The organism is Bordetella sp. N (assembly GCF_001433395.1).
GTDB lineage: Bacteria > Pseudomonadota > Gammaproteobacteria > Burkholderiales > Burkholderiaceae_B > Bordetella_C.
In genome coordinates, this window is the sequence record NZ_CP013111.1 from 4,262,620 (window position 1) to 4,275,021 (window position 12,402).

At 64.6% G+C, this 12,402-nt stretch carries 11 protein-coding genes; 8 read left to right on the top strand and 3 right to left on the bottom strand.

The features are described 5' to 3' along the window. Positions 1–96 precede the first annotated feature (96 nt). On the top strand, positions 97–1,863 hold the full coding sequence (locus ASB57_RS18250; RefSeq protein WP_057653512.1) for a glutamine--tRNA ligase/YqeY domain fusion protein: 1,767 nt from the start codon (positions 97–99) through the stop codon (positions 1,861–1,863). A gap of 4 nt (positions 1,864–1,867) precedes the next feature. Here ASB57_RS18250 and ASB57_RS18255 read toward each other — a convergent pair whose 3' ends face one another. Continuing rightward, positions 1,868–2,137, bottom strand: coding sequence for a hypothetical protein (locus tag ASB57_RS18255; RefSeq protein WP_057653513.1), 270 nt, complete (start codon positions 2,135–2,137; stop codon positions 1,868–1,870). Between the two features lie 422 nt (positions 2,138–2,559). On the opposite strand from ASB57_RS18255, the gene minC reads away from it, so the two are divergent. The 3 genes from minC (at position 2,560) to minE (ending at position 4,868) form a co-directional block, all read left to right on the top strand. Beyond that, complete coding sequence (gene minC / locus ASB57_RS18260) at positions 2,560–3,618, top strand: septum site-determining protein MinC (protein ID WP_057653514.1); 1,059 nt, start codon at positions 2,560–2,562, stop codon at positions 3,616–3,618. A 173-nt stretch (positions 3,619–3,791) separates the two neighbouring features. Continuing rightward, a complete protein-coding gene (minD, locus tag ASB57_RS18265) occupies positions 3,792–4,607 on the top strand; it encodes a septum site-determining protein MinD (protein ID WP_057653515.1) in 816 nt (271 codons plus the stop codon). A gap of 3 nt (positions 4,608–4,610) precedes the next feature. Further along, positions 4,611–4,868 (top strand): cell division topological specificity factor MinE, encoded by a 258-nt coding sequence (gene minE, locus ASB57_RS18270; protein ID WP_057653516.1) that lies wholly within the window; start codon positions 4,611–4,613, stop codon positions 4,866–4,868. A 258-nt stretch (positions 4,869–5,126) separates the two neighbouring features. On the opposite strand, the gene ASB57_RS18275 is transcribed toward minE, so the two are convergent. Both ASB57_RS18275 and ettA read right to left on the bottom strand, forming a co-directional pair. Then, a complete protein-coding gene (locus ASB57_RS18275; protein ID WP_057653517.1) occupies positions 5,127–5,345 on the bottom strand; it encodes a glycine zipper 2TM domain-containing protein in 219 nt (72 codons plus the stop codon). A gap of 255 nt (positions 5,346–5,600) precedes the next feature. Continuing rightward, positions 5,601–7,274 (bottom strand): energy-dependent translational throttle protein EttA, encoded by a 1,674-nt coding sequence (gene ettA / locus ASB57_RS18280; protein WP_057653518.1) that lies wholly within the window; start codon positions 7,272–7,274, stop codon positions 5,601–5,603. Positions 7,275–7,469: 195 nt separating this feature from the next. Here ettA and ASB57_RS18285 point away from each other — a divergent pair, with 195 nt between their 5' ends. The 4 genes from ASB57_RS18285 to ASB57_RS18300 all read left to right on the top strand — a co-directional run bounded on the left by ASB57_RS18285 (position 7,470) and on the right by ASB57_RS18300 (position 12,189). Then, positions 7,470–7,997, top strand: coding sequence for a hypothetical protein (locus ASB57_RS18285; RefSeq protein ID WP_057653519.1), 528 nt, complete (start codon positions 7,470–7,472; stop codon positions 7,995–7,997). Positions 7,998–8,099: 102 nt separating this feature from the next. After that, the gene (locus tag ASB57_RS18290; protein WP_057653520.1) at positions 8,100–9,245 is read left to right on the top strand and encodes an ABC transporter substrate-binding protein; all 1,146 of its coding nucleotides are present in this window, start codon (positions 8,100–8,102) and stop codon (positions 9,243–9,245) included. Continuing rightward, the gene (locus ASB57_RS18295; protein WP_057653521.1) at positions 9,242–11,131 is read left to right on the top strand and encodes an ATP-binding cassette domain-containing protein; all 1,890 of its coding nucleotides are present in this window, start codon (positions 9,242–9,244) and stop codon (positions 11,129–11,131) included. Before ASB57_RS18290 ends, ASB57_RS18295 begins: the two co-directional genes overlap by 4 nt. Before the next feature lie 131 nt (positions 11,132–11,262). Further along, on the top strand, positions 11,263–12,189 hold the full coding sequence (locus ASB57_RS18300; protein WP_057656246.1) for a LysR family transcriptional regulator: 927 nt from the start codon (positions 11,263–11,265) through the stop codon (positions 12,187–12,189). The last annotated feature ends 213 nt before the right edge of the window (positions 12,190–12,402 follow it).

Below are 12,402 nucleotides of genomic sequence, written 5' to 3' on the forward strand. Positions count from 1 at the left end.
CGACTTGCCTCAAACGGCGCGTAAAGACAGCTTCCAGGGCGTCAAACCCCGGGACGTGGCAAAATTGTCCCTTTGCCGCTGCCCCGACGTAACAGCATGACGACCGCCCCGACGACTCCCGCCGCTCCGAATTTCCTGCGCCACATCATTGAAGCCGACCTCAAGGCCGACCGGTTCCAGGCCAAGCGCTGGGCGGGCGTGCCCGGCCCGGCCAGCGTGCAGGCGGGCGGCCAGCCCGACCCGGCGCGCATCCGCACCCGTTTCCCGCCCGAACCGAACGGCTATCTGCACATTGGCCATGCCAAGAGCATCTGCCTGAATTTCGGCCTGGCGCGTGACTACGGCGGCACCTGCCACCTGCGCTTCGACGACACCAACCCGGAAAAAGAAGACCAGGAGTACGTCGACGCCATTATCGACGCGGTGCGGTGGCTGGGCTTCGACTGGAAAGCCAGCGATGGCGCGGAACAGCTGTTTTTCGCCAGCGACTACTTCGACTACATGTACGACTTCGCGCAAGCCCTGATCGGGGCGGGCCATGCATACGTCGACCAGCAGAGCGCCGAGGAAATCCGCGCCAACCGCGGCACCCTGACCGAACGCGGCACCAATTCGCCCTGGCGCGACCGGCCCGCGCAGGAATCGCTGGACCTGCTGGCGGAAATGCGTGACGGCAAGCATCCGGACGGCAGCCTGGTGCTGCGCGCGCGCATCGACATGGGCTCGCCCAACATCAATCTGCGCGACCCCGTCCTGTATCGCGTGCGCCATGCCACCCATCATCGGACCGGCAACAAGTGGTGCATCTATCCCATGTACAGCTGGGCCCATCCGGTGGAAGACGCGCTGGAAGGCATAACCCACAGCATCTGCACCCTGGAATTCGAGGACCAGCGTCCTTTCTACGACTGGACGCTGACCCGCCTGGCCGAACTGGGCAAGCTGGCCCAGCCGCTGCCGCATCAATATGAATTTGCCCGCCTGAATATCAGCTACATCGTCACCAGCAAGCGCAAGCTGCTGCAACTGGTGCGCGAAGGCTATGTGGATGGCTGGGACGATCCGCGCATGCCCACCCTGTTCGGCATGCGCCGGCGCGGGTATCCGGCATCGGCGATCCGCCTGTTCTGCGATCGCACCGGCGTGTCGAAATCCGATTCGCGCATCGACTACAGCCTGCTGGAAGCCGCGGTGCGCGACGAGCTCGACCCCGTGGCGCCGCGCTCGGTCGCCGTGCTGCAGCCGCTCAAGCTGATCATCACCAACTTCCCGGAAGGCCAGGTCGAGACCTGCACCGCGCCGCGCAACCCGCACGATCCGTCGCAAGGACTGCGCGAGTTCCCGCTGACGCGTGAACTGTGGATCGAGCAGGACGATTTCCGCGAAGAGCCGCCGAAGAAATACTTCCGCCTGTTCCCCGGCAATCTGGTGCGCTTGAAGTACGGGTATGTGGTGCGCTGCACCGGCTGCGTCAAGGACGCCGACGGCAACGTCGTGGAAGTCCACGCCGAGTACCTGCCCGACACGCGCAGCGGCACCCCGGGCGCGGACAGCGTCAAGGTCAAGGGCAACATCACCTGGATCAGCGCGGCGCATGCCGTCAGCGCGCAGATCCATCTGTATGACCGCCTGTTCGCCGATCCCCATCCGGATGCGGGCGACAAGGATTTCCTGGCCGCGCTCAACCCTGAATCACGCCGCACCGTGCAAGGCTGGATCGAGCCGAATACCGACCTGACCTCGGGCGCCACATGGCAGTTCGAGCGCCTGGGCTATTTCGTGGCGGACAGCCTTACCTCCACCCCGACGGCACCCGTGCTCAACCGGGTGGTGACGTTGAAAGACTCCTGGGGCCAGGGCTGATCTTTCAAGATCGACTGGGGCCCGGATCGTCATCGTCCGGGTCGTCCAGCGGCGGGGCCACGGTCCCGCGCTTCGGCAACATGCCGCCTTTCTCTGCATCCGCCAAGGGACGGTGGCGCTCCAGCGAGGGCGCCGGCGGGTCGGAAGGTGCGTGCGCGTCCGGATCCGGCTCGGGCAAGGCGCTGGCCTCGTCGTCGTAACCTTTTTCCCTGGCGCGCAGGTCTTCTTCTTCCTGGCCGCTCAGGCCGGTAGGACGTTGCGGGGCTTTGGACATGGCGATCTCCTTGCATGAGTTCAGTTCAGTTCAGTTCAGTTCAGTTCAGAGAAAATTGCTCAAAATCAAAATAAAAATCTTTTCCGGCACGTAGGCATACGTTCGTCATCTACCGCTTTCGTTCGCGAAAAATCAAAAAAATCCTTTTGAAATCCGCCATTACGTAATCTTGGCGGGACTTCGCTCATCCGTACGTGTGATTTCTTCCCTGTACTTTCAGCGTTCAAATACAGCCAATCGAATCCACGCCAAGGACGGCTCCCATGCAGGTCAACGAAACCGCGTCGTTTACCCCTGTAGCAGCTTTCGCGCCACCGTCGGGCCGTGGTCGAATACGCGCGAACTATTCGGTATCGGCGGGGGCCTCGGTTATCATTCCCCGCTATTCCGCAACCGGAGCCCCTCGCCTGGTCTCCAACGAAATGAATAGCGCAACCCTAGCCCTAGACTTCAAGAGCGCCACGCTGTATGCCGTGCGCGTCGTCCTGCACAACGCCGACCTGGAACAATTGACCGCCGCGCTGGACAAGCGCATGGCCGATGCCGGGAGCTTTTTCGAGAATGAACCGGTCGTCATCGACGCCAGCCGGGTGGAAGGTCCTGTGGACTGGTCCGCCCTGCTGGACGCTTTACGCAAGCACAAACTGCCCCCCATCGGCGTCGTAGCCGAAGGCGACAACCTGCGCGCCGCGCTGGCCGCCGGCCTGGCCGCCGTCGAACTATCGACCCCGCCGGCCCGCGCGCCGCAGCAGGCCGACGCCGGTGGCGCGCCACCGCCCATGCCCACGCAACCCGCCGCCGATCTGGTGGCCGCGCCCGAACCTACCGCCACGGCGGCCGAAGCCGAGACCGCCGCCAAGGCGATCAGCGGCACCGGTACCCCGATGTCCAGCCAGCCTGCCGCCGACCGCGAGGTTGTGGACGGCAAGGCCGACGCCGCCGCTACGGCTGCAGCCGGCAAGGATGAGACCGCCAGGAACGGCAGTACTGGCGGTACAGGCGGTAATGGCCAGAACCAGCGCAATGGCAAGAAGGACAACGGCAACGGCGGCCTGCCCGCCGCGCCGGCCCGCCAGCCCATACCGGAGCGCGCCGCGCGCAGCACCACTTCATCCACCGCGCCAACCGCGGCCGATCCGCAGTCCTCGTCGGCGCTGGTCATCACGCGGCCGCTGCGCTCGGGTCAGCGCGTCTACGCGCGCCATTCTGACCTGGTCGTGATCGGCATGGTCAGCCAGGGCGCCGAGGTCATCGCCGACGGCAACGTACACGTCTACGGTCCTCTGCGCGGCAAGGCCATGGCGGGCGCCCGCGGCGACACCACCGCGCGCATCTTCACGACACATCTGGATGCGGAGCTGCTGGCCGTCGCCGGGGTTTATCGCGTCGTCGAGGACAAGCTGGACGCATCGCTGCATGGCAAGCCGGCACTGGTACGCCTGGAAGGCGACACCTTGCGGCTGGAAGCGCTGAAATCCTGATCTTTGAAGCACGCGCATTGAATGCACCGTGCAAACGGAGCGGTCATGGATGATTGTTATCAGGTCCCATGACCGATCCATATAACTTGTAAGAAGCAAGCACCGCCCAAGAGGTGGTCGGCTTTTTGCATTACGATACTGCGATTTGTTCCGAACATAAGGGCTAAAGAGTCATGACGCGTATAGTTGTGGTCACTTCCGGTAAGGGCGGGGTAGGCAAGACGACCACCAGCGCCAGCTTTTCCTCCGGGCTTGCCATGCGCGGGCACAAAACGGCGGTGATCGACTTCGACGTTGGCTTGCGTAACCTGGATCTGATCATGGGCTGCGAACGCCGTGTGGTCTATGACTTCGTCAATGTGATCCAGGGCGAAGCTTCGCTGAAGCAGGCCTTGATCAAGGACAAGCAGCTCGACAACCTCTTCGTTCTGCCCGCCTCGCAGACCCGCGACAAGGATGCATTGACGCAGGAAGGTGTAGGCAAGGTGATCGATGACCTGAAGGACATGGGTTTCGATTACGTCGTGTGCGATTCGCCCGCGGGCATCGAGACCGGTGCGTTGATGGCGGCGTATTTCGCTGACGATGCCTTGGTGGTGACCAATCCCGAAGTGTCGTCGGTGCGCGACTCCGATCGTATCCTCGGCATCCTGGCCGCCAAGTCGCGCCGTGCCGTGCAGGGGGATGAGCCGGTCAAGGAGTACCTGCTGCTGACCCGCTACAACCCCAAGCGTGTTTCCGATGGCGAAATGCTGTCGCTGCGCGATATTGAGGATATCCTCCGTATCAAGCTGATCGGCGTGATTCCCGAATCGGAAGCAGTGTTGCAGGCCTCCAACCAGGGCTTGCCTGCCATCCATTTGAATACCACCGATGTGTCCGAGGCTTACAAGGACGTCGTGGCACGTTACTTGGGCGAAGAAAAAGAGCTGCGCTTCACCGAATACAGCAAGCCGGGCTTCCTCAAGCGCATTTTCGGAGGAAAGTAAGCAATGTCCCTGTTGTCGTTTCTGCTCGGTCAAAAGAAAAACACGGCAAACGTCGCCAAGGAACGTTTGCAGATCATCCTTGCCCACGAGCGTTCCGGCCGTGATGGTGGCTCGCCCGACTATCTTCCGCAATTGCAGAAGGAGTTGATCGCCGTTATTTCGAAGTACGTGAATATCAATCCGGACGACATCAAGGTGAACCTGGAGCGCCAGGACACCCTGGAGATCCTGGAAGTAAAGATAGAAATGCCCCAACCCTGAGGCCCCCCCGTACCGCGCGGAGCGCGGCCCCCCAGGGGCCGAAACCGGCGGACCGGAAGGAAAGCCCACCCCGAGGCGCTACGCGCCTCCCCCTCAAGGGGGCGAAACCGGCGGACCGGCAAAGCCGGCTCCGCGGTTTCCCCGACGGGGCCGAGGTTCTTCTGGGCAGTGCAAACAAAAAGGCCCCTCGGGGCCTTTTTGTTTATCCGGGATCCAGGGCTTGCGTAGCGACTTTGCTGCGTTTGCCCTAGGCCTTGCCTACTTGCCGACCTGGTTGCCGATGACGCCGCCGATCGCGGCGCCGCCTACGGTGCCGAGGACGCCGCCGTTGGTGATCACGGCACCCGCGACACCGCCTATGCCCGCGCCGGTCACCGTCGACTTCTGCCGATGGCTCATGCCATCCCAGGTGGAGCAGCCCGTCATGGTCAACGCCAACAAGGCCACGGCGCAGGTTCTACGTATGGGGTTTTTCATGTTGCTCTCCTTTATCCGCAGAGCAACCCAGCATTCTTCATGCCCAGGCGGGCCAAGCCGCCCTTCGCGCCTGCGCGGCGGCAACACCTGTAAAAAAGGGATGCGCGCTTACGCGCGCACCCCTTCCTTGGCAGACGCTGCCAGCCCCACCCGCGACTAAAGAACCCAAGAAGCCGGGATACCGCGGAGCCGGGTCCCCCGGTCCGCTGGTATCGCCCCCTTGGGGGGCCGCGCTCCGCGCGGTAGGGGGGGCCCCTATTTCAATGCCTTGTAGCGGAGGCGCTTGGGCTTGGCGCCCTCTTCGCCCAAACGACGCTTCTTGTCTTCTTCATATTCCTGGTAATTACCATCGAAGAACACCACTTCTGAATCGCCTTCGAAGGCCAGGATGTGGGTGGCGATACGGTCCAGGAACCAGCGATCATGGCTGATCACCAGCACGCTGCCCGGGAACTCCAGCAGCGCATCTTCCAAGGCCCGCAGGGTTTCGACGTCAAGGTCGTTGGACGGTTCGTCCAGCAGCAGAACGTTGCCGCCGGCGATAAGCGTCTTGGCCATGTGCAAACGGCCACGCTCACCGCCCGACAACTGACCCACCACCTTGTTCTGATCGCCACCCTTGAAATTGAAGCGGCCCAGATACGCACGCGAGCCCATTTCAAACTTGCCGACCGTCAGGATGTCGGCCCCATCGGCCACCGCGTCGAACACCGTCTTGCCATCTTCCAAGGCATCGCGCGACTGGTCGACATAAGCCAGCTTCACGGTCTGGCCCATCACCACTTCACCCGAATCCGGCTGCTCGCGACCGGCGATCATGCGGAACAGGGTCGACTTACCCGCACCGTTGGGACCGATGATGCCGACAATGGCGCCCGCCGGCACACGGAAGCTCAGGTTGTCGATCAACAGACGATCGCCATAAGCCTTGCTGACGTTCTTGAACTCGATGACTTCATTGCCCAGGCGCTCGCCCACGGGAATGAAGATTTCCTGGGTTTCGTTGCGCTTCTGGTATTCGTACGAGGACAGTTCCTCAAAACGGGCCAGACGCGCCTTGGCCTTGGCCTGACGGCCCTTGGGGTTCTGGCGCACCCACTCCAGTTCCTTCTTGATGGTCTTCTGGCGCGCGGACTCGGACGACTCTTCCTGCTTCAGGCGATCTTCCTTCTGCTCCAGCCACGAGCTGTAGTTGCCCTTCCACGGAATGCCATGGCCACGGTCCAGTTCCAGGATCCATTCGGCGGCGTTGTCGAGGAAGTAGCGATCGTGGGTCACGCCGACCACGGTGCCCGGAAATTTCTGCAGGAACTGCTCCAGCCACTCCACGCTTTCGGCGTCCAAGTGGTTGGTGGGCTCGTCCAGCAACAGCATGTCGGGCTTGGACAGCAACAGACGGCACAAGGCCACCCGGCGCTTTTCACCCCCGGACAACTTGTCGACCTTGGCGTCCCAGGGCGGCAGACGCAGCGCATCGGCCGCGATTTCCATCTGGTGCTCGATGTCGTCGGCGCCACTGGAAGCGGCCGCGGCGATGATGGCTTCCAGCTCGGCCTGCTCGGCGGCCAGCTTGTCGAAGTCGGCGTCCGGCTCGGCATAGGCCGAATACACCTCGTCCAGGCGCTTGCGGGCAGTGGCCACCGCGCCCAGCCCTTCTTCCACGGCTTCACGCACGGTGTGCTCGGGGTTGAGCTGCGGCTCCTGCGGCAGGTAACCGATGTTCAAGCCGGGCTGCGGCGTGGCTTCGCCCTCGATTTCCTTGTCGACGCCGGCCATGATCTTCAACAGGGTCGATTTGCCGGACCCGTTCAGGCCAAGCACGCCGATTTTGGCGCCAGGGAAAAACGACAGTGAAATATCGCGAAGGATCTGCCGCTTGGGCGGCACGATCTTGCCCACGCGATGCATGGAGTAGACGTATTGGGCCATGGATGTAGGATGGAGAGAAGTGGCAAACCTCGATTGTAGCCAGCCTGCGGGAATGGCTGCGTTTGCGCTCAGTCCCCTCGGAGGACGACAATAAGACGATATTGCTTGCAAGCAACTTTCGTTATGCTTGTTTCCCATGCGAGGGCCTCCGCCAAATGGCGGTTTCGCCGCGCAGATACACCTGGAATCATCAACATGTCCGCCTCAGCCACGCCCCCCGCATCCGTATCTCGCTTCCAGACCGGGGAACTGGAGATGCTGGCCAAGACCGCAGACGCGCTTAGCGCCTATCTTGGCAAACCCGTACTGGCCGAAGTGGACACGACGGAAGAAGGCCTGGAATGGGTCACTTTCGGCATCCCCTTGGAAGAGGACGCCGCCAAGGATGGCGAAGATCCCGTGCGAGTTCAGATGGGTGGCACGGGGGCGCGCCTGCTGGGCAATCGCGGCGGCCTCGATGCGACTGACGAGGATGTGTACGACTGCCTGTATTTGTGGGCCGTGCAGATCACGCTGACCGAAGGCGAGCGCTTCGTGAAGCTGGATCAGGACGGCGAGGAAGCCGCCTGGTCCGATACGCTGACCGATGTCTTGCCTTTCGATCTGACGGATGAGGACCTGTCCGCGCTGGACGATGATGAGGACGATGACGACGATGAAGGAGACGACGGTGACCAGGACGGCGCGAGCCCGGGCCACGATGGCGTCCCCCATCGTCATTGATGCGGCAGCTGACCCAGCCCTCCCGCGCGCGGTCCGTTGCTCAGCCGTCACCGGGCTGCTGCCATCATCTGCCGCAAGTTTTCCCTCCGGAGTCCTCGTCTTATGTTGTTGAAAGCCGCCGGCACGCTGTTGGCCGCCGCTCTGCTGGCCGCCAGCCCCGCCCACGCCCAGATGAAAGTCGGGGTGATCACCTCGTCGACCGGGCCCACCGCCATGGTCGGCATCCCGCAGAAGAACACCGTGCCGCTGTTGCCCGCCAAGCTGGGCGACCTGACGGTGGACTACGTCACCCTCGATGACGCCAGCGACCCCGCGCAGTCCGTCGCGGCCGTACACAAGCTGATCGATGAGCAGCACGTCGACGCCATCATCGGACCACCTGGCACGCCCAACACCCTGGCCATGATCCCCTTCGCCGCCGAGGCCGGCGTGCCCCTGCTGGCGCCGGTGGGCTCCGCGGCCGTGGTGCAGCCCATGGACGCGCAGAAGAAATGGGTCTTCAAGACCACCCAGAACGACGACATCATCGCGCAGGCCCTGGTCGGCCACATGGTGGCCAACGGCATCAAGACCGTGGGTTTCATCGGCTTGAGCGATGCGTATGGCGAAAACTGGTTCAAGGTGTTCAGCGCGCTTGCCGCCGACCACGGGCTGCGCATCGTGGCCCAGGAGCGCTACCAGCGCAACGACAGTTCGGTCACCGGCCAGGCCCTCAAGGTGCTCTCCGCGCGGCCGGACGCCGTGCTCGTCGCGGCCACCGGCGCGGCCGCCGTGCTGCCCCAGGTGACGCTGGTCGACAAGGGCTACAAAGGGCATTTCTATCAGACGCATGGCGCCGCCCTGCCCGATTTCCTCAAGCTGGGCGGCAAGAAGGTGGAAGGCACCGTGCTGGCCGCAAGCCTGATGCTGGTTTTGCCGGAGATGCCCGACACGCACCCATCGAAGGCTGTCGCCCAGCGCTATATCGACGCTTACGAGCAGCGCTACAAGGCCCTCCCCGCCACCTTCGGCGCCAATGTCTACGACGCCGGCCTGCTGTTGCAGCAGGCGGTACCGCTGGCCGAGCGCGCGGGCAAGCCGGGCAGCCCGGCCTTCCGCGCCGCCTTGCGCGATGCGCTGGAGCAGACCCATGGTCTGGTCGGCACCCAGGGCGTGTACAACATGACGCCGCAAGACCATAGCGGCTTCGACAATCGCGGGCGCGAGCTCATCGTCGTGCGCGACGGCGCCTGGAAACGGCTTCCGTGAAGAACCTGACCGCCGCCAGCAAGCCGGCGGTCAGGCCGCGTTATTTTCTGTTTTCGTTGTTGGCGCTGTTGGCCCTGGCCCCGGCGCTGCTCCCCACGTCCTACGTGCTGCTGCTGGACCACATCGGCCTGGCGGCGCTGGTCGCCCTGGGCGTGGTGCTGCTTACCGGCATCGCCGGCCTCATCAGCGTGGCGCAGGCCGCTTTCGTCGGCGTGGGCGCCTACGCCACGGCGCTCCTGACGACGCAGGCCGGCGCGCTGCCCGACGCCTTGGCCTGGCTGGGCGGATCGCCCTGGCTGGGGTTGGCGGCCGGATTGCTGCTGACGCTGTTCCTGGCCGCGGCGCTGGGCATGCTGACCGCGTCCCTGGCCAGTCCTTACCTGGCCCTGTGCAGCGTGGCCTGGGGGCTGATGCTGCATTACGTCTTCGGCGCGATCGGCGGGCAAGCCGGCATAGGCGGCATTCCATCCATCCGGGTGGCGGGGGTGGCGCTGGATACGGCGGGGCGCATGTTCTACCTGATCTGGCTGCTGCTTTTGCTGGGACTATGGGTGCAACGCAATCTGCTCGATTCCAGGCAAGGCCGCGCCATGCGGGCCTTGCGCGGCAGCACCCATATGGCGGAAGCGATGGGGGTGGACAGCCGCTGGCTGCGCTTCGTCATCGTGCTCATCGCGGCGGCACAAGCCTGCATCGCGGGCTGGCTTTACGCCCATCTGCAACACCACGTCGATCCGACGCCATTCGGGCTGCGCATGGGCCTGGAATATGTGTTCATGACCCTGATCGGCGGCGCCGCGCATGTCTGGGGAGCCCTGCTGGGCGCCGGCATCTTCGGCACCGCGCGCCAGTGGCTGGGCGACGTGCAGCCTCATATGGCGGATCTGGAATGGCTGAGCGACATCCCCGGCTGGTCCGCGCTGTCCGCCAGCACCGGCGCGGGGACTGGCCAGATCGGCCATGGCACGCTTGAAGTGCTGGTTTTCGGTCTGCTGGCGCTGCTCGTGCTGCTGCGCGCGCGCGGCGGCTTGTGGCCCATGCTGGCCCGCCGCCTGCCTTTGGCGCGGGAGGACGGCAAGGTCAATATGGCGGCGGAGCCGCTGCCACGGCGTCCCCTGCCCCCACGCGGCGACGTCATCCTGGAAGCCATGCGCCTGACGCGCCGGTTCGGCACGCTGCAAGCCAATCACCAGATCAACCTGACCATCGAAGCGGGCAGCATCCTGGCGTTGATCGGCCCCAATGGTTCAGGCAAAAGCACCTTGCTCGACCTGCTGTCCGGCGTCGACAGGCCGACCTCCGGCGCGATCGTGTTCATGGGCGACGCGGTCGCCGGCCGCGGCGCAAGGCATCTGGCTTCCCAGGGCATGAGCCGCAGCTTCCAACACGCGCGCCTGCTGGCCGAGCGCAGCGTGCTGGATAACGCCGCGCTTGGCGCGCATTTGCGCGGCACGCACGGGATTGCCGCCTGCGCCTGCCACGTCGACCGGCGCGAGGAAGCCCGCCTGCTCGCGGAAACCACCCGCCAGCTTGAAAGGGTGGGCCTGGGCGACTGCCTGCACGCACCCGCGGCCAGCCTGTCGCCCGGGCGTCTGCGTCTTTTAGAGATCGCCCGCGCGCTGGCCGCCGATCCCTGCCTGCTGCTGCTGGACGAGCCGACGGCGGGACTGCGCGCCGACGAGAAAAAGGACCTGACCGTTCTGCTGCAGAAGCTGCGCGCGGGCGGCATGACCATCGTGCTGGCGGAGCACGACCGGGAGTTCGTCATGGCCCTGGCCGATCAGGTGCTGGTCATGGATGCCGGCGCCATCACCGCGCGGGGTACGCCGACGGAGGTGCGGGAACATCCGGCCTTGCTGGCCGCGTACGTCAGCAGCGTGGAATGACGGCAGCCCTTGGCGGGCGGCGGTGGCAAGGCGGCTGGCGCTGAATCACGTCAACCCGGCGCCGCGTGGGGCTACGCTGCCGTAGTGTTCCGGCAGGCAGTAGAATGCGTGATCCTTTTTTCGGACCCAGCATGGACGCCGCCAACGTTCAACTGAACGACATTGCCCTGTTTGTCGAAGTCGCCCGACGCAAGAGTTTCAGCCTTGCCGCGCGGGCGCTCGACATGCCCACGTCGACGCTTTCCCGTCGCATCAGCGAACTGGAGAAAGCCGTGGGCATGCGGCTGCTCAATCGCAATACCCGGCGCCTGGACCTGACCGACGCCGGCCAGGTGTATTTCGAGCGCTGCCAGAGCCTGGTGGACGAAGCCCGCTTCGCGCACGAACAGTTGCTGTCGATCTCCAGCCAGCCGCAGGGCAAGCTCATCGTCAGCATGCCGGACAGCCTGGCCTTGCTGCTGCTGTCGGATTCGCTGCAGGAGTTCACCGACCAATATCCGGAATTGGAATGTGAGCTGGATCTCAGCCTGCGCGCGGCGGATCCGCATGCCGCGCCCTTCGATGTGATGTTGCGGCTGGGGGAGCCCAGCACGCCCAACAATGGCATGGAGGTGCGGGAGCTGTTGTCGCTGACGCGGCATTTGTATGCGTCCGACGAGTATGTGGCGCGGCGGGGCGAGCCGGCAACGCCGGCGGATCTGCGCTCGCATGAGTGCTTGCGGGGGTATTCCAACGAGACCGCGTCGACCTGGCTGCTGACCCGCGACGGCACGCAGGAGCGCATTCTGGTTGATGGCCGTGTCACGGCCAACAATATGGGCATGCTCAGCGACTTCGTCAGCCTGGGCATGGGAATCGCGCCCTTGCCGGTCTACGCGGCCACCCAGGGGCGCATTTCGCGCGACCATTCCCTGCGGCGCGTCCTGCCCGAATGGTCCGCCGCGCCGATGCCCCTCTACGCCGTCTTCCCGTCCCGCATCATGCCCGCCAAGACCCGCGCGTTCATGGACTTCATCGTCCCCCGCCTGGAAGCCGCCAACGGCCTGGCCGCGGCGTAAACGCCGGACGCAAAAAAGGCCCTTGCGGGCCTCATCGCAAAAAAAAACCTGTGCAATGCACAGGTTTTTTTACCGCAGGCACCGCGGAGCCGGCTTTGCCGGGCCGCCAGTGCCGCCCCTTGAGGGGCGCGCGCGAAGCGCGCTGGGGTGAGCCTTCCTTCCGGTCCGCCAGTGCCGCCCCCTGGGGGGCCGCGCTCCGCGCGGTACGGGGCC